Genomic DNA, 24540 nt, shown 5'->3' on the forward strand with positions numbered 1-24540 from the left:
ACGCTTTGGTTATGAGATCTATCTGGAAAGGTTCAATTGGTTTTGGATTGGTTAGCATCCCGGTTAAGCTGTACTCGGCAGTGCAAACAAGTTCACTTGATTTGGATATGCTGGATAGCCGCGATCATTCGCGCATCAGGTATCAGCGGGTAAACGAGAAAACGCATAAGGAAGTACCCTACGATAAAATTGTGAAGGGCTACAAACTGGCCAATGACGATTATGTGATTGTAGAGGACCAGGATTTTGAGGATGCCGCCCCCGAAAAAAGTAAGATCATCGAGATTGAAAGCTTTGTGGATATTGCCGATGTAAACCCCATGTTTTACGAAACATCCTACTATACCGAGCCGGATACCAAAAACAATAAAGCTTACGCCCTGTTGCTGCAAGCACTCATCCAATCAAAAAAAGCAGGGCTGGCGCGTTTTGTGCTGCGCAGTACCGAGAGCCTGTGCATTGTGCACCCGGTAGAACATGTACTGGTGGTTACCCGCATCCGCTTTGCACAGGAAATCCGCAGTGCCGAAGACCTGAACATAGCCGCCAATGTTGCCATAAGCAAAAAAGAGCTTGATGTTGGCCTCGCCCTCATTAATCAATATGCCGAGGATTTTGACGTATCTAAATTTAAAGATGAATACAACGACGAATTGCTGAAGATCATCAAAGCCAAATCAAAAGGGAAGCGGGCTACGGTTAAAAAGCTCAAGCCACGTGAAACGGCCAGCGATGACCTGTATGATCAATTGATGAGTAGTTTGAAAAAGAAAGCTTAACAAATACGCGGGATATATAAAGCAGATTGCCCCTTGGTGTTATAATGGCCGGATTTTGCAGTTTTTAGATATATAGAGACACAAATGCTGCATCTCTATATAATATGTCCTTTTCGGCAGAGAAATTACATTGATAAAATCTCAACCAGCTTCAACAGGTTGGGATTAATCTCTACATGATGTTTTATGGCGTGCTCAAACGGCGTATAGGCAATTTCGTTGTGGATGATGCCTATCATCTCGTTGCGGTGGCCGTCTCTTAAAGCTTCAACAGCGGCTGCACCTACCCGGCTGGCCAATACCCTATCCATACAGCTTGGGGCGCCACCACGTTGGATGTGGCCCAATATAGATATACGGGTATCATAATTAGGGAAACGCTCCTGTACCAGGCGCCCAACCTCAAATGCACCGCCGGCTTCTTCACCTTCGGCAACAATCACAATGCGCGATGTTTTGTCTTTACGGCCATGTTCAAGGCGGTTAAACAAGCCTTCCATGCCGCCTTTATGTTCGGGAATAAGTATGGCTTCGGCACCGGCCGCAATGCCCGTACGTAAGGCTATCAGGCCCGAATCGCGGCCCATTACCTCAACAATGAATAGGCGGTCATGTGATTCGGCCGTGTCACGAATTTTATCCACGGCCTCAACAACCGTATTGATGGCTGTATCATAACCAATGGTAAAATCGGTACCCATTAAATCGTTATCAATAGTACCCGGCAGGCCAATGATAGGCATATCATATTCGGCGCCAAAAACCTTGGCCCCGGTAAATGTCCCATCGCCACCAATACCTACAAGGGCATCAATGTTATTTTTTTTTAGATGGTCATATGCCTGCTGGCGGCCTTCGGGCGTGCGGAAGTTATCGCAGCGTGCGGTTTTTAATATAGTACCGCCACGTTGAATAATGTTTGATACCGATTTGCGGTTCATGGGTACAAAATCGCCCTTGGTCATGCCCTCATAACCACGGCGAATGCCCATCACCTCGATACCATAATATATGGCCGTACGCACAACCGCCCTGATGGCGGCATTCATGCCCGGCGAATCTCCACCTGAAGTATAAAGTCCTATTTTTTTAATCTGCGTCATTTTTTATCGTGATATGGCTTGTTAAACCCTACCTTAAAAAATCAAATAATTTAATTAGTGGCTTTTTAAAGCTGCCGGTATATGAAAAACGCGGCAAACTTTTAAAAGTTGCCGCGAATTTACACTTAATTTTTTATTAAGTGCTATCACTTTTTATACGCCGCGATGCCGCTATCTAAAAATTTAATGTATTTAGGAATGCTAAAATCCGCACCTTTGGGTGGTACAAGTACTTTACCGTCGCTATCTAAAATGACGTAGTAAGGCTGCGAATTGGTGTTGAACTTAGTGGTTTCGTAATCGGCATTTTTTGCACCTATGCCTGTTATCTTTTTAAAGCTGAAAGAAGAGGTATATACTTCTGAAGCCGGAAGGTCTGTTTTCTCATCTACATAAAGCTCCAGTAACACAAAATCATTCTGCATGCGTTTGCGTACTTCAGGGTCGGGCCAAACTTCGTTTTCCATTTTACGGCAGTTAGCACAGTTCCAGCCGGTAAAATCAACCAAGATAGGTTTCTTTAATTCTTTTGATACCTGTAAAGCCTGCTCATAATCATACCATTCGTTTAAGCCCTGGTGCTTTCCGCGGGCAAAAAGAGCCTCGTATTTCTTCTCTTTTATTGATACCTTTTGCTCCGGCGCCGCTGGACCATTGCCCATAGAACGGGTAAGATCAAAATCCTGTGTGGCCGGTGGCGGTAAAAATCCGCTTATTACTTTAAGTGGCGCTCCCCAAAGACCGGGAATCATATAAATTGTAAATGCAAAAACAATAATGGCAATAAATGTACGAGGTACAGATAGGTAAGGCAAATCGCTATCATGAGAAAACTTGATTTTTCCGATTAGGTACAAAAAGCCAATTATTCCCAAAGTTATCCAGATTGATAGGAATACCTCCCTGTCAAACCAGTTCCAGTGGTAAGCCAAATCTACATTAGATAAAAATTTAAGCGCGAAACCCAATTCTAAGAGCCCAAGTACCACCTTAATGCTGTTAAGCCAGCCGCCCGATTTTGGTAAACTCTTCAGCGCAGACGGGAACAGCGCAAATATGGTAAACGGTAAGGCCAGCGCCAGCGAAAAGCCAAACATTCCCATAGCCGGTGCAACCCTATCGCCGCTTGTGGCAGATATTACCAGCAAATTGCCAATGAGCGGCCCTGTGCAGGAAAAAGATACAACCACTAAAGTTGCCGCCATAAAAAATATTCCGGATAAGCCCCCTTTGTCTGAATTGGCATCTAATTTATTAGCCAGCGAACTTGGCAGGGTTATTTCAAAAGCACCAAGGAACGAAACACCGAAAACTACCAGCAACAGGAAGAAAAACAAGTTGAATATACCATTGGTAGCTAAATTATTAAGTGCTTCGGGCCCAAAGATGATAGAGATTAGAACCCCAAGGGTAACGTAAATAACAATAATAGACAACCCATAAATAAAAGATTGGGTTATCCCCTTTTTGCGGCTGCCGCTTTTTTTGGTAAAAAAGCTTACGGTTAAAGGGAGTAACGGATAAATACAAGGCATAAGCACTGCTAACAGGCCTTGCAAAAAGCCGGCTATAAATATGGCCCAGATTGATTCCGGAACTGCTTTTAAAGCTGATTTTGAAGCATGATCGGCAACTTTTACGGCCTGCCTGGTTGCAGCGGCTGCCGAATTTGCGGCCTTCTGCGCTTCCGCCGCCTTTTTCCTTATAGCGATGCTATCAGCCGCGGTAGGGATATCGGTAAACTGTAAATCGGCAGGTGCCGCAGTTGTTGTATCCTTTGCTTCTTTTTGCGCGGCATAAACCGGTTTGGGCGCGTTTAAGCCAAAAATAATAAGCAAAGTTACTACCGCAACTGATGTTGGCAGCCAATTGATATTTTTGAATATTTTCATGGGGTATTCCTATCGGGAATTATTATTTGCCTAAAGGAATGGTAAAGTCAACATCTTCTGGTGGCAGGCATTTTTTATCGTTACATGTTTCATAAGTAAGTTTTCCTGTAACCGCCGTTGCCGCTGCCGATTTTAAGCTGATCTTTTGCGAAAAAACAACTTCTTTTTCAAAATAAGTAACATTCATTTTAAACGCCTGCTCAAACTTCGATATTGGAGTAGGTTCGGTAGTTTTGCCTACCGGGGCATAATCTTTCGATTTTGAAAACACAAACGAAGTAGCAATCGGGCCGCCATCGGCAACATTAAGCGAGTAAATATGCCAGCCGGGTTGTATGGTTGCTTTTAAATATACCACGGCCTCTTTGCTGTTCAGTTTTTTTGCCGCGTATGCCCAACGTACAGGTGTTTCAATTTGTGCATAGGCGCCAACGCAAATAACCAACGCCACCATCAATAACAATAACTTTTTCATTTATTATTTATTTAAAAATTCAATTTGTTTTAAGCTAAACTCACGGCTGCCGAAATTAGTATTTTCAACCATCAGTAAACCTTCATCTTTTACGCCGGTAATAGTTCCTTTAAATGTCTCCCCGTTTGACCGGAAATCCCTCGTCTCGTTTAACCAGTATAACCGGTTTAAATAGGCGTTCCTTACAAACAAAAACTTACCGGCTTTCAGCTTAAGATAGTATCCTTCAATATGCCCGCAAATTTCTAATAATAAAGCTCGTAAATCATAATCCTTTTGTAATATCTGCTTTACAGATATAGCGTTACCGGCCCCTGCATCAAAATGCTGCTGGTTTACATTAAGGCCTATGCCAATAATGGCATCTTTTATCCTGTCGCCCTGCAGGTGTGTTTCAATCAAAATACCGCCAAGTTTGTTATCGTCATAATAAATGTCGTTTGGCCATTTTATTTTTAGCTTGTCGCCCAGCAGGGGTTTAAGGGCCTCAATAACGCCCAAACTTATCGCCCGTGTAAGATCAAACTGCTGTAAAACAGGTAAAAATGAGGGCGTTAGCAAAATACTGAAAGTTAGGTTTTTGCCGGGCTCGCTATGCCATTTGTTCTGTTGCTGGCCCCGGCCGGCATATTGGCTTTCTGCCATAATGACCGTACCTTCGGGCAATGGCTTGGAATTTGACAGTAATGTTTTAAGATGATTATTGGTTGAGTCAACTTCTTTAATTGTTACTAAATTTTGACCAACAAATAATCCCGAAAATATGTTATTTTGCAAAGTGTAATAATTTTTAACCAAAAAACGTTCAAAACTAATTCTTTTTGATGGTAAAAAATAAAAAGGTAGGGCAGTCAACCTATATTTCTGAACTTGCGATACATGGTATCCAGGAAAAAAAGGGCAATGAAATTGTAAGGTTAGACCTTCGTAACCTAAATAGTTCGGTAACAGATTACTTTGTAATTTGCCATGCCGATTCATCCACGCAGGTAAAAGCGATAGCCAACAGCATTGAAGATGAAATTTTTAAAGCAACCCAAACCGAGCCCTGGCGCAAAGAAGGTTTGGAGTACGGCGAATGGATACTACTTGATTATGTGGATGTTGTGATCCATGTTTTCCGTACAGACAAGCGTGAATATTATGGGGTAGAGGAGTTGTGGGGTGACGCCGAGATTAAATATTATAAAAGCGCTTAAACTATAGTCACACAAAGGCATGCAGCAGCGTCATGGTAATACCTTGTTTTTTAAATTATAGATTGTAAGTTTGAGCTCGTAACAAAGAGATGAAAGATAAAGATAATAAATCAGAAAGTCCGAAACCGATCAGGAAGATCCTGAATAAAAAAACGCCGCCTAAGCCACCTAAGTTTAATATTATGTGGATTTATGGCATTATTGTTTTGGCGTTCCTGCTTGCAACAACCTTGTTAAGCAATGATAGCGGTAAACGGATAACCTACCAGCAATTTGAAACAAAAATGCTTAAGCAGCATGATGTTGAAAAAATAATTGCCTACAAAAGCGGCGATTTAATTATAGCCGAAGTTTATATTAAATCCGAAAGCCTGAAAACCAAGCCCGAGTACGCCGATCTTGGTAAAGAGCAGCACATGTTTGCAACAGGAAGCGGCCCGCAATATACTTTTACGGATGACTCGTTCGAAAGCCTGAAAAAATCCATTGCTGTGGCACAAGCAGCCGACCCGGCCATAGGTGATGTTTCGCTTGAACTACAACAGGGCCGCGAAAGCTTCTTATCAAACTGGCTGGTACAGGGCGTTATTATGGTAATTTTGTTTGCCGCTGTATGGATATTTATCATGCGCCGTATGAGCGGAGGCTCGGGCGGTGGCCCGGGTGGCCAGATATTCAACATCGGTAAATCAAAAGCTACCTTGTTTGATAAAGAAGCGCAGGTAACCGTTACATTTAATGATGTTGCCGGCTTAGAAGAAGCCAAGCAAGAGGTAATGGAAATTGTTGATTTCCTGAAAAACCCCAAAAAGTACACCAACCTGGGTGGTAAAATACCTAAGGGGGCACTATTGGTAGGTTCGCCGGGTACAGGTAAAACCTTATTGGCAAAAGCCGTTGCCGGCGAAGCCCATGTTCCGTTTTTCTCCCTTTCAGGATCTGATTTTGTGGAGATGTTTGTTGGGGTAGGAGCATCACGTGTACGCGACTTGTTCCGCCAGGCAAAAGATAAAGCGCCATGTATCATATTTATTGACGAGATTGATGCCATTGGCCGTGCCCGTGGTAAAAACAATATTGTTGGTGGTAATGACGAGCGAGAGAATACACTGAACCAGTTATTGGTAGAGATGGATGGCTTTGGTACCGATTCGGGTATCATTATCCTTGCCGCAACCAACCGCCCTGATGTATTGGATTCGGCCTTGTTACGCCCCGGACGTTTTGACAGGCAGGTATCTATTGATAAACCGGATTTGAATGGCCGTGAGCAGATTTTCAAAGTTCACTTAAAGCCCCTCAAATTATCAGACGATGTTGATGCCAAAAAATTATCGGCACAAACCCCTGGTTTTGCAGGCGCCGAAATTGCCAACGTTTGTAACGAAGCAGCCCTTATAGCCGCCCGTAAAAATAAAGAAGCGGTTGACATGTCTGATTTTCAGGATGCGGTTGACCGTGTAATTGGTGGTTTAGAGAAAAAGAACACGCTGATTTCGCCCGAAGAAAAACGCGTAGTAGCTTACCACGAAGCCGGCCATGCTATAGCCGGATGGTTTTTAGAGCATACCGATCCGTTGGTTAAAGTTTCCATTGTGCCACGTGGTGTTGCCGCTTTAGGATATGCCCAGTACCTGCCAAACGAAAGGTTCCTGGTTGCTAAAGAAGAACTGATTGATGATATGATATTATCAATGGGTGGCCGTGTTGCTGAAGATATTACTTTTGGTAAAATTACCACGGGTGCTTTAAGCGACCTGGAGCGCATTACCCGCCTGGCTTACGGCATGGTAAAAATATATGGTATGAATGGCAAAGTTGGTAACATATCATTTTACGATCCGCAAGGTGAAAACCAGTTTAGCAAACCATACTCTGATGTTACCGCAAACCTGATCGACTCGGAAGTAAGAAGCCTGGTTGAGGATGTTTACGCCAAAACAAAAGAGTTGCTGATTAAGCACCGCGATGGATTAGAAAAAGTTGCGAAAAAGTTATTGGAGAAAGAAGTATTGTTCCAGGCCGACCTGGAAGAGCTTTTAGGTAAACGCCCTTTTGAGCACCGCACAGCTTACGATAAGTTTGTAAACGGCGAGCCTACCTTAGTGCCGGATAACAACGCGATACCTGAGAGTGTGATCAATCCTGAGTTATCAAGGATGGATGAGCCGGATCCGAAGTTTTAATTAAATACATTATAAAAAAGCCATCAGCTTAGCTGGTGGCTTTCCTTTTTATACTATGAGGGATATTACCACATCAAAAGAAAAACTGCTGAAAAAGATCCGCAAGGCGCTGCTGGAGAAAAGGGACAACCCATATCCCCAACTGGAAGACCTGCCACTTTATTCAACTGATGATGAAATACCCGAAGTTGTTTTTGCCGAGCAATTTACCGCCGTTAACGGCCAGTTTATTTTTTGCGAAGACGAAGTACAATTTATAGAAACCCTGCTTACCCTTGCCGAAGAACGCAACTGGCACAAAATATACTGCTGGGAACCAGCCCTGCAGGAAGTACTTGCCCGCTTTGAATACCCCTTTTACGAAACCGATAAAGACTTTGAACTGGCCGAGGTTGGCTTTACCCTGTGTGAAGCTTTAATAGCCCGTAATGGCAGTATTTTGTTGTCCAATTGCAATATGGCCGGCCGGCGTTTAAGCATCTATCCGCCGGTGCACATTGTGCTGGCTTATACATCACAAATGGTGATGGATATTAAAGATGGTTTTAAATTGCTAAAAAATAAATACGGCAACCGCCTGCCATCCATGATCACCAATGTAACCGGCCCCAGCCGTACAGCCGATATCGAGAAAACCCTGGTACTTGGCGCCCACGGCCCCAAAGAGCTTTTCGTTTTTTTATTGGACGACTCGCACGAGGCATAAAATTTCAGATATTTTTTTGAATCATATCCTGGCTTGCTACTGCTGCATTTGTTGTTGAGCATTAGCTAACGCTCTGCGCGTTTTAGCTGCGGAGTTACCGTAAAAGGTTAAAAAAATATTATTAAAATATCGCCGACTGCTGAATTATAATTAAAATAAATTATACTTGTTTCTAATAACTCAACGCAGTTATAAACACGTATAACCCTAATTAAAACCCCCTTATTGACATGAAGAAAATTGATTTAACCGAAGCAAAAAAAATGGTAGACCACTACCATGCCACCCGTAAAAACGTTATCGACAAAACACATGGTATTAATGATACCAAATCTGTTTGGTTTGATATCGACGCATTTAAAGATTTTGTAAATAAGCTTCCGGCTCATGCTACCGGCGTGCGGGTTCATTTGGCCAGTTATGATGAGACGCACCCTACTGCACCGGGCCAAACTACTTTGGTTTTTGCCGGTACCGTAAACAACGACGACGTGCATACCGATGCCCTTTCGGAAGGTGTAACCCTAGCAGATGGATTTGATCTGGTAAATGCAGGAAAGCCATGCCCTCCGGATTGCATCTAATAAATTAATGTGTTTACATTTTAACATTCAATATTTATGCTAATTTTAGCAGAGTGCTTATCTGCATGGTGTTTCTTGTTTTCTGTTTAAAAGACCCGAAAGTATTGAATGTTATTATATTATTTATATTTAGTATCGCTGCCGATAACATTGGCAGTTTGCATGTACTGTTATAAGCAACTTGACTACAATTTTAAATGGTACCTGCCTTATTTTGTATTTATAAATATTTATGAACTTGCTAATTTTTTTGACCTGCTAATGATTAAGCACAGCAACTCCTGGTGCAATAATCTGGTAGGGTTTATGGAATTTCCAATTATAATTTATTTTTTAACCTCGTTTGATAGAAGGCCATCCTATAAAAAAACAGTTTATATACTGACTGTTATTATCGTACTGTTTTCATTAGCAGATATTTTTTTCATCCAGGGATTTTGGGAGCGGGACACCATAGCAATCGTAATTCAGGCCTTGTTTGTTTTGGCGTTAATTTTCATTTATTATCGTAATTTATTGGAAGATGCCCAAGAGGGCCTGGAGCTTATCAAATCCCCTCCATTTTTAGCAATAACCGGCTGGCTGTTTTATTTTTGCGCAAAAGTGATGTTTTATGTAGGCTTTAGTTATATGATATATAAAAACAATTACCATTTTTATATCCTTGCTGGCACAATTCCTGGGTTGTCAAATCTGTTATTAAATTCTATTTTAATATACGCTTTCATTTGTTCATCTAAGAACAAGAGGGCTTTTGGCAAAGAAATTTCAACAAATAAGATTTAACGTGTATATAATACTATATGTTATATAATGTTTATTGCGTATCGCTCGTTGTAGCTTTTTTGTATTGTATATATACCTATAGACAAATAGATAAAACCTTGAGAATTTTTCTAATTTGTTTATCAGTTGGGGTGCTGTATGAATCTGCTGACATGCTTGGTTGGACAAGAATTAATCATACCAACGCGTGGCTGGCAAACTTCGAGGAGCTATTTGAGTTTATAATTTACACCTATTTTTTTACTTCGCTCGAAAAAAACCGACGTTATAAAAGCACCGTGTATAAATACGCATGCATTGTTATAGTAATAACGATCATAGATAATCTTTTTATCCAAGGATTTTGGAAGTTAAATACCTTGGCTATGGTGATTCAGTCACTATTTGTTCTCTCGTTAATCGGAATTTATTATTATAAACTATTGGACAAAGCAGAGGGGCAAATTGTTCTTTTACGGCATCCTGCTTTTTTAGTCGCTACAGGTTTGCTTTTTTATTTTCTTGCAAAAACATTTTATTATTCATGTTTTAGCCTCATGGCGTACAAAAACAATTACTCATTTCTTGTATTAACCCGCGTTATACTTGGCCTGGCTAATTTGATGCTTTATACTTTGTTATTATATGCCTTTTTCTGTTCTTCTAAAGCAACCAAGCTATCTTTACAACGGCCAGAAATGAAAACTAACCCGTAAATGTCGTAAGTCTTTTTCGTAGGACTTTTGAGCTATATATAGTATGAAAATAGCCGCTATTTTCTTATCCTTGCAATTGAGCAGTCGGGAAATTAAAGACTATTGCTCAATCCTCCTTTAACTACTGCCTTTTTATGCTTTTCAAAGACGAAGAAGTTATCCTTATAATTATAGCCGGTACAGCGTTATTGCTGTTGCTTGGTTTTTTCATGGTCGGTTTTTTATTGATGTTTCAAAAAAAACAAAATAAAAACGCGATGGAAAAAGCCGAGTTGAAATCGTCATTTAAACAGGAGCTGCTAAAAACCCGCATCGAGATTCAGGAAGAAACGCTGAACTACGTAAGCCGCGAAATGCATGATAACATTACACAGGTATTATCGTTTGTGAAGCTTAACATGGGCCTGCTGGCCAATAAACTTACCGGCGAACAAAAGATAAAGTTAACCGACAGCCGCGAGCTTATAGCACAAACTATTACCGATTTACGCAACCTTTCAAAAAGCTTAAGCTTTGAACATATCAGTTCATTGGGCCTGGTAAAAACGCTTGAACTGGAAGCGGCAAGGATAAATAAAAGCGGCCTTATTAACATGGACCTAACCGTTGAGGGCGAAATGTATACACTTGGCGAACAGCGCGAACTGGTATTGTTCAGGATATTCCAGGAAGCGCTAAATAATGTATTGAAACACGCGGATGCAGCAAACATTAAAATCGGCTTGTATTATAATGCACAAATGTTTAATTTGACCATCGAAGATGATGGCGCTGGTTTCCAACCCGAATTGCTGACTGATAAGAGCGGATCGGGATTGCGTAACATGAAAAATAGGGCGGGTTTAATTGGCGCAGAGGCTGTTATAAGCAGCTCGCTCAAAAAAGGCTGTACTATTAAGCTGTCGCTCGATCCCCTGGTTGAAGAAAATTATGCTAACGAAACCCATTCAAATAGCCCTCGTTGATGATCACCGCCTTTTTAGGAGCGGTATTGCGGCGCTAATTGATAGCTTTGGCGGCTATAATGTGCTTTTTGAAGCCGCGCACGGTCAGGAATTAATGGAAAGTATTGCTACCGGCCTTGTCCCCGATATTATTTTGCTTGATATTAATATGCCCGTAATGGATGGCATATCTACCGCGCAATGGCTTCGCAGGTATCATCCGTCTGTTCGCATTATTATCTTATCCATGTTTGAAGATGCCGAGAAGGTGTTATTAATGGTGAGGGCCGGCGTAAAAGGCTACCTGCTGAAAGATGCCGAGCCGGATGAATTTGAACGTGCGCTGAGCAAAGTAAGCGAAGGCGAGCTTTTTTATCCCGATTTTGTTACCCGGCACCTGTTAAATAATTTTAATATCGATAAGGAAGCACAGGTACAGCTAAACCCCCGGGAAATTGAATTCCTGCGCCTTACAAGCACCGAGCTTACCTACAAGGAAATTGCAGATACGATGAATATCAGCGTGCGTACTGTTGATAGTTTTCGTGATCACCTTTTTGAAAAGCTCCAGATAAAAAGCCGCGTAGGGTTGGTTTTATACAGCATAAAAAACAAGCTGATAGATTTGTAATTTGCTAAATTAATTAGCAAATTTGCCTTATGGCGCATGAGGATAACCCCGATTTTTTTAAGGGCAGAGGGGCACAGGTTAATACCCACAACAAATTTTTAAAAAACAAATATGTAGCCGAACATATTGAGGGGCTTGACGAGCCACTGCTTGAAAATAGTGCCACACAGCTTTTTGAAGAAACCCCAAAAAAGATTGTAAGCGAATCAAATAGCCCCGATTTAAGCCACATGTATTCGATAAACCCTTACCAGGGCTGCGAACATGGTTGTATTTACTGCTATGCGCGCAATACACACGAATACTACGGCTTTAGCGCCGGCCTTGATTTTGAACGCAAGATTATTGTAAAACGTAATGCCCCTGAGCTGCTTGAGCAATATTTTAACAAAAAAAATTACAAGCCGGTATGCATCCTGCTATCGGGCAATACCGATTGTTACCAACCTATTGAACGTGATTTGCAAATTACAAGGCGGTTGCTGGAGGTTTTCCTGAAATATAAAAACCCGGTAGCCATCATCACCAAAAACAACCTGGTACTGCGCGACCTTGATATTTTAACCGAACTGGCGGCCATGAACCTGGTACATGTAAACGTATCTATCACCTCCCTTAATGAGCAGCTGCGCCAAAAACTGGAGCCAAGAACGGTAACCGCTACAGGACGGCTGGCCGTGGTTCAAAAACTGTCAGAAAAGGGTATCCCGGTGCGGGTAATGGCCGCGCCAATTATCCCGGGCTTAAACAGTAACGAGGTGCCAAATATTATTAAGGCCGCTGCCGATAGGGGAGCATTGGCAGCCGGGTTTACTATAGTGAGGCTTAATGGCAGTATCGCCGAAATATTTAGCGACTGGATCCATAAGGCCTTCCCTAACCGGGCAGAAAAGGTTTTGAACATGATCCGCTCATGCCACGACGGCAATCTGAACGACAGCGACTTTGGCAGGCGCATGAGCGGCGAGGGAAAGGTAGCCGAATCTATCCACCAGATGTTCAGAATGGCCTGTAACCGTTTTTTGGATGGACGGGAAATGCCGGAGTATGATTATAGCTTGTTTGTACCGATGAAAGGGAAGCAAACGAGCATGTTTTGAACTACTTTGGATCTTTTTTTAGCACGTAAAAGTCTAAAGCACCGCCTATCCCTACACCTGCAATATAACACAATAAATCGCTCCATAGAAAGCCCTGGCCTAAAACAAGCCCGCCCAATAGCGTGTGCCTTAAATCGTTAATCCACGGTGCTTTATAAAGCTGGCTAAACTCTATCGCGAAGCAAAACAATAAACCGGCTATAACTACGACCCTCTCAGGCCTGTTAATAAACAAGAAGCGAATGATAAAGTAGACCATTGTAGCCCAAAGAATATCGCCAATAAACAGCGGCACGCTTTTAAAATGGCGGGAAAGCAGGCCTGTAATTATGGTAGCTATGATGAGTGTAAAATAAAGGAGTCTTGATCTTCGCATAATTTCAATAAGCCATTTTTCCCCGTTTATAAAAAACATAACACGCTACGCAGAGCGCTATTAGCATGGCTATAGAAGCAATGCCAAGGCCAATTATTAGGTTTCCCCGTTTAAAATAAGGTTTATCATCCTTGTCGATAAATTGCAGAAATCTATTTAAATGAATCTTTTCTGTATCACCTGTTTGATAAAAATACACATCGACCATATCTCCCGTTTTCAAACTATCCACCCGGGCACTTTGCTCATCTGTATAAATTTCAAAGGGATATTGGTAATTATCTATTGTAAGATAACGGTACAAGCCAACATCTCTATAAGGAAGGTTGCCAAGCTTTTGATTAAGATATGTTATTTTACCCCTAAGGTGGTCATAATCTTCCTTCTTCTTAGCGTTTCGCCACATCAGCACCACAAACATAAAGCTTAGGAAAAAACTTACTGCAAGAACAGATCGAAAGGTAAGAGGGATAGTCATATTGAAATTTACTAATACCGTAAAGATAGCAAGCCGATGATTTAATAGCAGAGAAAACCGCCAACAAAAAAGGCATCCTGAAGATGCCTTTTATATTAATTTTATAAGTGGTTGCTTATACAGTTTCGGCTTCTAAAGCCATTTGCTCATCAACCAGGATACGGCCGCAATGCTCGCAAACGATGATCTTTTTGCGCTGACGGATATCAGACTGGCGTTGAGGCGGGATCTGGTTAAAACAACCAGAGCATGAATCGCGCTGAATGGTTACTACAGCTAAGCCATTTTTTGCATTTTGACGCAAACGGGTATAAGCCGTTAATAAACGTTCGTCGATGGTTGGAATAGCTTTTTCGGCCTGGGCTACCAGATCGTTTTCTTCTTTTTCTGTTTCAGCAGTAATAACGCCTAATTCGTCTTTTTTGGCCTCTAAGTCGTTTTTACGCGCTTCAAGATCAGCAAGGGCTTTTTCATAAACCTGGGTTTTTGATGCTATCTCAAAGCCGTATTCCCTTATTTTCTTTTCGCTCACCTGTATGTCTAATCCCTGTATCTCAATTTCTTTTGATATGGCGTCATACTCGCGGTTGTTCTTAACTTCGTTAAGCTGCCCTTCGTATTTTTTGATATTGGCCTGAGCATCTTTGATCAGGTTTTTGCGGGTTACAATCTCATCCTCTACATCATCCAGCTCATATTTGATTTTCTGTATGCGGGTTTCAAGGCCTGCAACATCATCTTCCAGATCGGCAACTTCCATTGGCAGTTCGCCACGTACCTGGCGTATTCTGTCAATTTTGGTGTGGATGGTTTGGAGTTCGTATAAAGCTTTAAGCTTCTGTTCTACGGTTTGTTCCATTAAATAAAATATTTGACGGGGTTTGTATTTACTTCTGTTAAACGGACGGCAAAGATAGGGAATTTTTTTCTAATTATTTCATACAATAATTGCACCGTAAATTGTTCACTCTCAAAGTGTCCGATATCGGCAATCACTATCTTTCCTTCGGCGTCAAAAAACTCGTGATACTTGTAGTCGGAGGTGATGAAAATGTCGGCCCCGGCGGCTATGGCATGCTTCAGCAAAAAGCCCCCCGAGCCTCCGCAAACAGCCACTTTTTTGATAGGTTTATGAGTAAAAGCGGTATGTCTTATCACATGCGTGCGCATTTTATCTTTTACATGAAACAGGAACGATTCCTGGTTAACCGGCACTTCCAATTCGCCAATCATGCCCGATCCCACCTGCTGGTTTTGATTGGTTAAGCTATACAGGTCATAAGCAACTTCTTCGTACGGGTGGGCCAATATCAGCGCCATTATTATTTTACTTTCCAGGTTGGCGGGATAAACGGTTTGAATACAAACTTCGCTTTCGCGGTGACGCTTGCCCGGTTCGCCTACATGAGGTACGGTTAGTTCGTTCCCTTTAAATGTTCCGGTCCCTTCGGCATTAAAGCTTACCTCACTATAGTTGCCAATATTACCGGCCCCGGCTGCAAACAAAGCCTCGCGCACGGCATCGGCATGGCTGTGGGGTACAAAAGTAACCAGCTTCTTGATCAGGTTATGCTTGGGCAACAGTATCCGGCAGTTTTTAAGGCCAAGAGTATCGCAGATACGACTGTTAACCCCATGCATCACATTATCAAGGTTGGTATGAATGGCGTACAGGGCTATGCCCTTGCGAATAGCTTTTTCTACCACGCGCTCCACATAAGTTTTGCTGTTGAATTTTTTTAGCCCCCTGAAAACTATGGGATGATGGGATATAATTACCTGGCAGCCGGTGGCAATGGCTTCATCAACAACGGCTTCGGTGCAATCTAATGAAAGCAGCGCCTGGGATATTTCCTGATCGGGGTTGCCTACAATAAGGCCAGCGTTGTCATAATCTTCCTGGTAAACCAGCGGCGCAAGGCTTTCAAGATAGGTGGTTAGAGCGGATAGTTTCATATAAATTGATATGCTAATTTATTAAAATAATCTTGGTTAAAGGGTCTATTTTCAAAAGTTAGATTGCTAACACCTATTTTGGGGCGATATGAATTTATTTATCTATTTTAGAAAAATATCCCGCTATAACTATAATTAATGACAAAGTGCTTTTCTAATATAACCGCTATTTATCTTTTGGTTGGAGTTTTTATAAGTATCGGAATTACATCATGCTCCAAAAAGACTTCGGATCCAGATATCCCCCAAATTACCAACCCGGTAATAAAAGCCGTTAATATCGATTCGGGCACTTATAATACTCCAATAACCATCACAGGCGAAAACTTCCAAAACAAGATAGCCGATAATATAGTTAAGTTCAATAATCACCCGGCCGAAATAATAAGTGCCACAGCAACCAAGCTTGTTGCAAAAGTTCCTCAAGATGCCGGCACGGGGCCGATTTCAGTAATTGTTAATGGATTTACAGCAACCGGCCCGATATTTAAATATATATTGCCTAAAGCGATTTTAACTATAGCTACTTTAAGTATCAACGAAGGGTCAGTCGGGGCATCGGTAGTTATTACTGGCACGGGGTTTAGTGCAATACCAGGAAATAACCACGTTTATTTTAATGGTAAAGCAAGTATTGTGAGCACTGCAATATCAACCAGCTTAACGGTAACCGTGCCGGTAGGTGCAACCACTGGTAACCTTACTGTCATTGTAAATGGTGTTACCGCCATCGGGCCATCGTTTACCATACGCGGTGTGCCTGTTATAACAAAGCTGAGTGAATATAGCGGGGCCTATAATTCTGGAATAAAAATTGTCGGAGTTAACTTTGGGACTGACATCCGTGCTGTAAAAGTATACGTTAACGAAAAATATGCAGATGTGCTAAGCGTCACTGATAACGAGATTTTGTTTGCCGTACCCCGATCTGCAGGTTCAGGATTGGTAAAGATAGTAGTTAACGGAGTAACGGTGAAAGGGCCAATGTTTAGTTACTTATTATCCAGGCAAGCATTTGTAACTACTATAGCAGGTGTAGATGCAATGGGTAATCCTACCGCTTTTTTGAAGGCTCCTCGCGGTATCGCTATCGATAGTTTAGGAAATGTTTTTGTAAGCAACACAGAGCAAGACAATATAAAGGTAATAAATGTCGATGGATTGCTCAGCACATTTGCTGGTGGCTCCCGATCTTTCCGCGATGGCAAAGGAGCCGCCGCCGCATTTTTTTCGCCCCAAAATATTGCTGCTGATACCTACGGAAACATTTATGTTGCAGATTCATTTAACAAAAGTATAAGGAAAATAACGCCTGATGCAACCGTATCTACAATATACACAGGAGTATATTCGCCTGTTGGTGTAACGGTCGATATTAAGGGAAATGTTTATTTTTCTGCACCGGCCGAAGCGGTACCCGGATCTCCGCCAACCTTGATTCTAAAAATAACGCCCGATAAAAAAGCAGCAGCATTTGCAGGTGGTGACTCACCAGGGTATAAAGATGGATTGGGCATAAGCGCGTCATTTAATGGAATCAATGGCCTTGCGACCGACCGTACAGGGAATGTGTACGTAGGTGATGCCATCAATAACGTAGTACGGAAAATTACTCCTCAAGGTTTAGTAAGTACATTTGCAGGTAATGGTACAGAAGGCTCAGATAATGGCAATGCAAAAAATGCGTCTTTTGATGGGCCTGAGGGAGTTGCGGTAGATGCTGCTGGTAATGTTTACGTTATCGACGCCGGCAGCTGGCGAATCCGAATTATTACCAAAGAGGGTGTTGTATCAACACTTACGCGCAACTCCAGGTCATCGCCAAATTTCGAAGTTGACGGAAGCGGTGATTTTGCTACCTTTTTTGATCCATACGCTATAGCTGTGGATGCTTCGGGCAAGTACATTTATATCGCGGATAAAGCTTCAAGCAGGATACGAAAAGTCACGATAACAATACTTTGAGGGCTGAATTTTTCAAGGAGTAACATCAATTGAAAAATACTGGCAACAGTATTTAGTATAGAAAGGGTTACAGCGTCATCAACGCCATCCGGTGGCTATCATAAGCCATTTCTTTATTATACTTTAATACAAGCGATTTATTGTTCACCAGGTCTACAATTGTTCCTATCAGGCAAAATCCACCGGTAAAAAGGTAAAGCAAACCCATTCCTATTTGTCCCAAAGCAAAACGCTGTACTCCTGCAACCACTATAAAACCAAGCAGCGTAAATATGAGTATTTCCTGTGCATTCTTTCTTTTACTGGAGTAAACCATATAAAAATATTTTACCTGACTTTCTGTAAGATTGGCGGTAGCTTGCTGTAAAAAGGCCATTTCTTCGGGAGTCATATCCTGAAAGGTCATGTAGTTGCCCTGCATGTTCATGTTTTGTGTCGGTTTGATGTTAGTGGTTTTCCAAATTTAATATTTTTCTGCTAAAAACAATGGGCTGTTCTAATCTGGGGCTGATTTAATATCGAACACTGAATATTCAATGTCGAATAAATAAGGAAAAAAACGGCATTGGATATTCTAAATTCATTATTCGATATTTCCTTCCATTCGTATTTTATTTAAGTTCCCCCTTTAGGGGACGGAGGGGGCTTTTTTTTATTATTTTTGCCCTCATGAGCGAAGAAAGATCACTGAACTTTATAGAAGAAATTGTTGAAGAAGATATAGCCAGCGGCAAGCACGGCGGTCGCGTACTAACCCGTTTCCCGCCCGAGCCCAATGGTTACCTGCATATTGGCCACGCCAAATCTATTTGCCTAAACTTTGGATTGGCCCAAAAATACAACGGCAAAACCAACCTGCGTTTTGATGATACCAACCCCGTTAAAGAGGATGTGGAATACGTGGACAGTATTAAAGAAGATGTTAAATGGCTCGGCTTTGAATGGGCGGAAGAACTGTACGCTTCCGATTATTTCGACCAGCTATATGAGTTTGCGGTAACGCTTATTAAAGCCAACCTGGCTTATGTTGACGATAGCACCGCCGAAGAAATTGCCATACAAAAAGGCACCCCTACCGAGCCCGGCGTACCCAACCAGTACCGCAGCCGCTCTGTTGAGGAAAATTTAGAGTTGTTTGCCGATATGAAAGCCGGCAAATACCCCGATGGCGCTAAAGTACTGCGTGCCAAGGTTGACCTGGCTGCACCCAACATGCACCTGCGCGACCCATTGATGTACCGCATTAAACATGCCCACCATCATCGTACCGGCGATGCCTGGTGTATATATCCGATGTATGATTTTGCCCACGGCCAATCAGATGCGATTGAAAAGATTACGCATTCTATCTGCACCCTGGAGTTTATACCACACCGCGCGCTGTACGATTGGTTTATTGAGCAATTGGGGATCTTCCCGTCTAAACAATACGAATTTGCCCGCCTTAACCTCAACTATACCGTTATGAGCAAGCGCAAGCTGCTGCAACTGGTGGTTGAAAATCATGTTGACGGCTGGGACGACCCGCGCATGCCTACTATCAGCGGCTTGCGCCGCAGGGGATACACACCTGCCAGCATCCGCGAGTTTTGCGAACGTATTGGTGTAGCCAAACGCGAGAACATGATAGATGTTGGCCTGTTGGAATTTTGTATCCGCGAAGACCTTAACAAAACCGCATGGCGCCGCATGGCCGTGCTCGACCCTATAAAATGCATCCTAACCAACTATCCCGAAGGTGAGGTGGAGACCATGCACGGCGAAAACAATCCCGAAGCCGAAGATGGCGACGGCAGCCGCGAGTTTCCGTTTAGCCGCGAACTTTGGATAGAGCGTGAGGACTTTATGGAAGTGCCGCCTAAAAAATTCTTCCGCCTGGGTGTTGGGCTTATGGTGAGGCTTAAAAACGCCTACATCATCCGTTGCGACGACTTTGTGAAGGATGCCGATGGCAACGTAACCGAAATTCATTGCAGCTACCTGCCCGAATCGAAATCGGGTAACGATACCAGTGGCATCAACGTAAAGGGCACTATCCACTGGGTGAGCATACCACACGCCAAAACCGCCGAAGTAAGGCTGTACGACCGCCTTTTCCAGGTAGAAGACCCACAAAGCGAAGAGGGCGACTTTAAGGATTACATCAACCCAAACAGCCTGCATATTATCCCAACCGCCTACATCGAACCCGACCTGGCCAATGCCATCCCCGGCACTCCGGTACAGTTCATGCGCAAAGGATATTTTACGCTGGATAAATATTCAACCAACGATAAGCTGATCTTTAACAGAACAGTAACCTTGAAGGATGGATGGGTGAAGAAATAGGAAAAAGGTTGAGGTGAAAGGTTAAAGGCGAAAGGTTAAAGGGAGGGCGTACTTTTCGCTTTTACCTCAATCTTACATTTCAAATGTACACCCTGTTGTAGCGTTTGCAAAAAAACATCCGTAATGGTTTTATATATATTTACTAACCATTACTATGAAGCAAATTTTTACACAAAGGGCAGGCATGATCGGGATGATATGTTTGCTTGCGGTTTCTTTAACATCTTGTCTTAAAGACGACGATAACCACCAATACATCGCGCCTAAAGTAGCTTTGGTTTCGGCAATCAACGCTTCGCCCGATGCCCAACCGGTTGATTTTTTTCTTGACCAAAACCGGGCCAATAATTTTTTCATCAAGAGCGGCGAGAGCCTCGATTATATTAACGCCTACACCGGCAAGCGCACCATTACATTTTACGTAGGGGCCAGCAATCAAAAAATTATCAGCGATACCGCGACTTTCAAGGCCGATAAACTTTACTCGGTATTTCTGGCCAACGTGGTAAGCACACCCGGCATCCTTGTCATTCCCGATTCGGTAGGTATGCCTGCCGAAGGTAAGGCTGGCGTACGCTTTGTTAACCTGAGCCCCGATAACCAGGCGCTTGACCTGGTCGTTAAAGCGGGCGCTACCCTGGCTTCGGCAAAAAGCTACAAACAATACAGCCCTTTTGTTACCGTTACCGGCGGCAATACCTACACCTTCGAAATCCATAAGGCCGGTACAGCTACGGTGTTGTATACCCTAACCGATGTACAAATCAAAAACAAAACGCTCAACACCATATGGGTGCAGGGCCTCTCGGCAGCTACCGATTCAAAAAAGCTGACCGCTCATGCGCAGGAGAATGTATATTATTATTAATAGCATGTTAACAGATATGTCTTTAGCCAAAAAGTCTTGGGTCCTAAGTCAAAAAAAATATAATTCGACTTAGAACTCAACGCTCAAAACTTGTTCCTAACCTATACCCACATCATGCCAAAGCCTGGATGTTAGTTTTCATCCGGGCTTCGCGTTTTTATATAAGGAGGCGATACTCATTTATCTGAATCAGAATTTGAGAATTAGCAGGATAAAAACATGCCCATAAACTCAGGAATACCATTTTTTAGTTTCTGGTTGGTGTTATCAGGCTAAAAAAATACCCTAATCATTAAAATAAAATGACAGTAGGATTATTGCTGAATTTTAAGGATTTTTCACTAATGAATAATTTGAAAGCATATTGGTATAAACTAAAGGAAGACTTGGTATATAGGTGGTTAATGTTATACAAGCACCCTATTCAATTTAGGCGCCATAGTCAAACAGACAAAAATAAAATGCTCATAGAATTGTCCCTGAATTTTAAGGAGTTTTCGCTGGACGGGAAATTTCATATCAGGATGATAAATAAATACTTACACTATAGGCCGGAAAGGTTTGCCTGTAAACAAAATGTGACGGATTGGGACGAAAAAACACACAAAAAAGTAATTGAAGGCCTCAGCTCAAGTGAAACGTTTTTTTTTATTTCATTTGATGAAAATTCATTTATGACAACCCATGTACAAGCCGTGAAAAAGCCGTACCAACATTTTTCTATTGCTCAGCACAAGGATGTTTTTAACCCTTCAAATGACGAAGTAGAGAATATAATTGCAAGAAAGGGTTTTTCATGCGCTTACCTTTATGATCATAAATACGAAACACAACAATCTGAAGTATCTGAAACTCATTATTTAGTAAACAGGATACCGCTATCTCTTTCAAAAGGCCTGCCTTATACAAGAGACGATTTTGGGAAAAAAGTATTTGATACATCAGGTAACCCCGGCAGAAGCGACATGATAAGCAGTACCGAATTGTTGGCGTGCTGGAAAATGTGGTTTGGGGAAGAGTTTTATCATTTGGTGCCAAAAGAAAGATTGTTGAGCTTTAAGGGCGCCTTTATAATAAAAGAATTGGCCAACGACGTGGTTTTTGTACAGTTGTTTGAGAACGTGGAAGACAGCGCTACCAAAAAAGCGCAACAAATACAATGGGCCTGGCGCAAATGGCTCAACTTCCATGAACTGATAATGAAACATCCATAAAGGGTAATGTAAGCTTCTGGCTGGCATTATCACGGCGCCCGCCAAAGTTTGTAGTTTAAATATGCTTCAGTTGCAAACTCAATATAATACAGGGGCTTACGTGAGCCAACCGAAAGTGGTGCGGTGATGACATCCGATCACACGCTGAATCACATCGGAAGCACAGGATAACATCGATGACAGGCTGAAAAAAAACAAAAAAAATGTAATTTTATATATAATCGGTCAATCACAATTCATTTTCAAATGATCAATTACGAAGTCAAGAACAGATAAATTATGAGGATAATCAGAAATCTCTTTAAATGGCGCAAGGTAAAAGACAAATATGGAGCCCAGGTGAACATTGGCTATGCCATGGATGGAAACCTGAAAACGCTGGCAGATATCAACTATTTAGCTTCTGGTCGGTGTTATCACCGCACCAGCCAAAGCACCATGCTACCGCAAGCGATTTTTTCCCCCGGCTGCCCCGCTGCCGCAAGCCTCCTGGCTTGTGCGCCCATATGCTAAGTATACGCCATGCCTTTAGGACAATCAACAATGCTTGTTGTTAACCGCAATGCTCTTGTATTACTCTTTTACTCCGTTTAAAAATACAAAATCCCGGATGAAACGAAAATCCGGGATTTGCATATTTATTACTTAGCATGGCGTTTTAGCTTCTGGTCGGTGTTATCACCGCACCAGCCAAAGTTGTAGTTTAATTGCAAACTCAATATAACACATGGGCTTCCGTAAGTCAACCGAAAGTGGTGCGGTGATAACAGGCTGACCACAGACAAAATTATAAGCCAGAAAACCCGGCAATATCATCCGGGCTTTCGCATTTTATATAAGGGGACTTTACCTGTTCAGATTTAGGAATCGGCTGAGTAAAAACATTTCCGCAAATTCAGGAATACCATTTACAATACATTCTGCCAATTCTCAAATCCTGAAAATTCTGATTCTGACAACCTACTTCGCCGCCTGCAAAGTTGCTACCATTTTATCAATAGTATCTTTATTTATTTTGCCAACTACCTGTTTTTGGGCTTTAAGGGCATAGGGCAGGGCCTTTTTGTTATCGCCAACGGCCATGTATCCGCGGGCCATGCCGGTATTGGTTAAAAAATCGTCGGGGTGTTTTTGGTAATCCAGCTTAAATACTTCCAGGGCCTCTTCGCCTTTTTTCTCGGCTATCAGGCTTTTACCATAAAAGTAAAGCTCGTTCATATTGGCGTAGGGCAATGCTTTTTTAACGGTAGCTGTGGCCTCGGCGCCACGGCCTAAAGCTTCAAGAATGCTGGCTTTTGTTTTCCAGGCCTGGAAAACCTGGTTACCGCCAAAGTTTACGCTGGTTGCGGTATCGGCCCATAGCAGGCCTTCTTCCAGGTTGGTTTTGTTTTGAGCGCAAAATGCAGCTGCCTGTTCCCAGCTTTGCCAGCTAAATCCCTTATCGGTGCGTAGCTCTTTCCTGAATATGGCAAGTTGAGTAGCAGGCAGGTCTACATCAATTTTAAACGGAATAATCATTTTTTCCCATTGCAATTGTACTACGGCACTGGTAGCGGTTTGGCCGGTAAATTCATATTTAAGCCATTCTTCACTATTGGCTGCAGGCACTGGTTTCACTTTTACGCGCAAGGCATCCTCGGCAGGGTTATAAAAAAAGCTGCCCCACGAAGTGGCGTTTTTTGAAAAAATCAAGGTGCTTTCGTCAGCGCCGTAGGCAATAAAAAAGCCATACTTACCGGCGGCCAAGGGCTGGCCTTCAACTTTTACATCGGTAGAAAATTCGATGGTGGTATTTTCGTTGGCCCCGGCCCGCCATGGCGCCGCTTTTGATGTGCCAAAACCCAGGTCGGCATAACCGTTGTAAACAAGTTCGCCCCAAATATGTCCGTCTCGCTTGTTCACATGTGGGCGGCTGTAGTTAATGGTTACATCGGTAATGCCTATCATTTCGGTAACAGACGCTTTTTTATTACCACCGCTTGGTGTTGATGTAAGCTGCGCCTGGGCAAGCCTGGCAAAACCGAGCTGGGAAATAACCGCCACCAGGGCGGCAATCAGTAATTTTTTCATTGTAAAAGCTTTAAAGGTGTGGTTGAAAAATTGAATGAATAAAGCTTGGTTTTATTAACAACAAGGGGAAATGATTTCAACCCTTGCCGCATTATTTTTAATGCTTGTGCCAATAATCTCAATGGCAGTAATACCGGCCAAGCTTATAACGGTTGAATAATCGGCCCTTTTGGTTGAAAACCATCTGCCCGAAGCAAAAAGCTTT

25 protein-coding genes are annotated in these 24540 nt (G+C 42.4%); 15 read left to right on the forward strand and 10 right to left on the reverse strand.

What is annotated here, in order from left to right; all coding sequences use genetic code 11:
* The first annotated feature begins 11 nt into the window (after positions 1–11).
* Entirely contained in the window at positions 12–779 is a 768-nt protein-coding gene (gene ku, locus AC1DXF_RS01975) for a non-homologous end joining protein Ku (protein WP_477445581.1), read from the forward strand.
* Positions 780–904: 125 nt separating this feature from the next.
* On the opposite strand, the gene pfkA is transcribed toward ku, so the two are convergent.
* The 4 genes from pfkA to AC1DXF_RS01995 all read right to left on the reverse strand — a co-directional run bounded on the left by pfkA (position 905) and on the right by AC1DXF_RS01995 (position 5026).
* Positions 905–1882, reverse strand: a complete 978-nt coding sequence (pfkA, locus tag AC1DXF_RS01980) for a 6-phosphofructokinase (protein ID WP_090652205.1) — start codon at positions 1880–1882, stop codon at positions 905–907.
* A 146-nt stretch (positions 1883–2028) separates the two neighbouring features.
* On the reverse strand, positions 2029–3774 hold the full coding sequence (locus AC1DXF_RS01985; RefSeq protein ID WP_477445583.1) for a protein-disulfide reductase DsbD family protein: 1746 nt from the start codon (positions 3772–3774) through the stop codon (positions 2029–2031).
* A 22-nt stretch (positions 3775–3796) separates the two neighbouring features.
* On the reverse strand, positions 3797–4249 hold the full coding sequence (locus AC1DXF_RS01990; RefSeq protein ID WP_477445585.1) for a protein-disulfide reductase DsbD domain-containing protein: 453 nt from the start codon (positions 4247–4249) through the stop codon (positions 3797–3799).
* A 3-nt stretch (positions 4250–4252) separates the two neighbouring features.
* Positions 4253–5026 carry a biotin--[acetyl-CoA-carboxylase] ligase gene (locus AC1DXF_RS01995; RefSeq protein WP_477445587.1) on the reverse strand — a complete coding sequence of 258 codons (774 nt, stop codon included), beginning with the start codon at positions 5024–5026 and terminating at the stop codon, positions 4253–4255.
* A gap of 47 nt (positions 5027–5073) precedes the next feature.
* Here AC1DXF_RS01995 and rsfS point away from each other — a divergent pair, with 47 nt between their 5' ends.
* From rsfS to AC1DXF_RS02040, 9 genes are all read left to right on the forward strand, one after another.
* Positions 5074–5448: a ribosome silencing factor gene (gene rsfS, locus AC1DXF_RS02000; protein ID WP_477445589.1), complete on the forward strand. Its 375-nt coding sequence runs from the start codon at positions 5074–5076 to the stop codon at positions 5446–5448.
* Positions 5449–5537: 89 nt separating this feature from the next.
* A complete protein-coding gene (gene ftsH / locus AC1DXF_RS02005) occupies positions 5538–7634 on the forward strand; it encodes an ATP-dependent zinc metalloprotease FtsH (protein WP_477445591.1) in 2097 nt (698 codons plus the stop codon).
* Between the two features lie 55 nt (positions 7635–7689).
* The gene (locus AC1DXF_RS02010) at positions 7690–8340 is read left to right on the forward strand and encodes a LutC/YkgG family protein (RefSeq protein ID WP_477445593.1); all 651 of its coding nucleotides are present in this window, start codon (positions 7690–7692) and stop codon (positions 8338–8340) included.
* Between the two features lie 230 nt (positions 8341–8570).
* Positions 8571–8924 (forward strand): hypothetical protein, encoded by a 354-nt coding sequence (locus AC1DXF_RS02015; RefSeq protein WP_477445595.1) that lies wholly within the window; start codon positions 8571–8573, stop codon positions 8922–8924.
* A 306-nt stretch (positions 8925–9230) separates the two neighbouring features.
* Complete coding sequence (locus AC1DXF_RS02020; protein ID WP_477445597.1) at positions 9231–9710, forward strand: hypothetical protein; 480 nt, start codon at positions 9231–9233, stop codon at positions 9708–9710.
* 422 nt (positions 9711–10132) lie between these two features.
* Positions 10133–10405: a hypothetical protein gene (locus AC1DXF_RS02025; protein ID WP_477445599.1), complete on the forward strand. Its 273-nt coding sequence runs from the start codon at positions 10133–10135 to the stop codon at positions 10403–10405.
* A gap of 134 nt (positions 10406–10539) precedes the next feature.
* Positions 10540–11370, forward strand: coding sequence for a sensor histidine kinase (locus AC1DXF_RS02030; protein WP_477445601.1), 831 nt, complete (start codon positions 10540–10542; stop codon positions 11368–11370).
* On the forward strand, positions 11336–11980 hold the full coding sequence (locus AC1DXF_RS02035) for a response regulator (protein ID WP_477445603.1): 645 nt from the start codon (positions 11336–11338) through the stop codon (positions 11978–11980). Before AC1DXF_RS02030 ends, AC1DXF_RS02035 begins: the two co-directional genes overlap by 35 nt.
* Positions 11981–12009: 29 nt before the next feature.
* Positions 12010–13080 (forward strand): PA0069 family radical SAM protein, encoded by a 1071-nt coding sequence (locus tag AC1DXF_RS02040; RefSeq protein ID WP_477445605.1) that lies wholly within the window; start codon positions 12010–12012, stop codon positions 13078–13080.
* A gap of 1 nt (position 13081) precedes the next feature.
* Here AC1DXF_RS02040 and AC1DXF_RS02045 read toward each other — a convergent pair whose 3' ends face one another.
* From AC1DXF_RS02045 to AC1DXF_RS02060, 4 genes are all read right to left on the reverse strand, one after another.
* A complete protein-coding gene (locus tag AC1DXF_RS02045) occupies positions 13082–13456 on the reverse strand; it encodes a ribosomal maturation YjgA family protein (protein ID WP_477445607.1) in 375 nt (124 codons plus the stop codon).
* Between the two features lie 4 nt (positions 13457–13460).
* On the reverse strand, positions 13461–13934 hold the full coding sequence (locus AC1DXF_RS02050) for a hypothetical protein (RefSeq protein ID WP_477445609.1): 474 nt from the start codon (positions 13932–13934) through the stop codon (positions 13461–13463).
* 115 nt (positions 13935–14049) lie between these two features.
* A complete protein-coding gene (locus AC1DXF_RS02055) occupies positions 14050–14793 on the reverse strand; it encodes a zinc ribbon domain-containing protein (RefSeq protein WP_477445611.1) in 744 nt (247 codons plus the stop codon).
* On the reverse strand, positions 14793–15890 hold the full coding sequence (locus tag AC1DXF_RS02060; protein ID WP_477445613.1) for a Nif3-like dinuclear metal center hexameric protein: 1098 nt from the start codon (positions 15888–15890) through the stop codon (positions 14793–14795). Before AC1DXF_RS02060 ends, AC1DXF_RS02055 begins: the two co-directional genes overlap by 1 nt.
* A gap of 138 nt (positions 15891–16028) precedes the next feature.
* Here AC1DXF_RS02060 and AC1DXF_RS02065 point away from each other — a divergent pair, with 138 nt between their 5' ends.
* Positions 16029–17855: an IPT/TIG domain-containing protein gene (locus tag AC1DXF_RS02065; RefSeq protein WP_477445615.1), complete on the forward strand. Its 1827-nt coding sequence runs from the start codon at positions 16029–16031 to the stop codon at positions 17853–17855.
* A 67-nt stretch (positions 17856–17922) separates the two neighbouring features.
* Here the strand turns inward: AC1DXF_RS02065 and AC1DXF_RS02070 are convergent, their stop codons facing one another.
* Positions 17923–18282, reverse strand: coding sequence for a TM2 domain-containing protein (locus AC1DXF_RS02070; protein ID WP_477445617.1), 360 nt, complete (start codon positions 18280–18282; stop codon positions 17923–17925).
* A 242-nt stretch (positions 18283–18524) separates the two neighbouring features.
* On the opposite strand from AC1DXF_RS02070, the gene AC1DXF_RS02075 reads away from it, so the two are divergent.
* The 4 genes from AC1DXF_RS02075 (at position 18525) to AC1DXF_RS02090 (ending at position 22778) form a co-directional block, all read left to right on the forward strand.
* Positions 18525–20183, forward strand: a complete 1659-nt coding sequence (locus tag AC1DXF_RS02075) for a glutamine--tRNA ligase/YqeY domain fusion protein (protein WP_477445619.1) — start codon at positions 18525–18527, stop codon at positions 20181–20183.
* Between the two features lie 154 nt (positions 20184–20337).
* Entirely contained in the window at positions 20338–21051 is a 714-nt protein-coding gene (locus AC1DXF_RS02080; protein ID WP_477445621.1) for a DUF4397 domain-containing protein, read from the forward strand.
* Between the two features lie 461 nt (positions 21052–21512).
* Positions 21513–22265: a hypothetical protein gene (locus AC1DXF_RS02085; RefSeq protein WP_477445623.1), complete on the forward strand. Its 753-nt coding sequence runs from the start codon at positions 21513–21515 to the stop codon at positions 22263–22265.
* 279 nt (positions 22266–22544) lie between these two features.
* A complete protein-coding gene (locus AC1DXF_RS02090; protein ID WP_477445625.1) occupies positions 22545–22778 on the forward strand; it encodes a hypothetical protein in 234 nt (77 codons plus the stop codon).
* Positions 22779–23225: 447 nt separating this feature from the next.
* Here AC1DXF_RS02090 and AC1DXF_RS02095 read toward each other — a convergent pair whose 3' ends face one another.
* Positions 23226–24335, reverse strand: coding sequence for a DUF2911 domain-containing protein (locus AC1DXF_RS02095; RefSeq protein WP_477445627.1), 1110 nt, complete (start codon positions 24333–24335; stop codon positions 23226–23228).
* Between the last annotated feature and the right edge of the window lie 205 nt (positions 24336–24540).

Source organism: Mucilaginibacter sp. P2_A5, assembly GCF_056404995.1.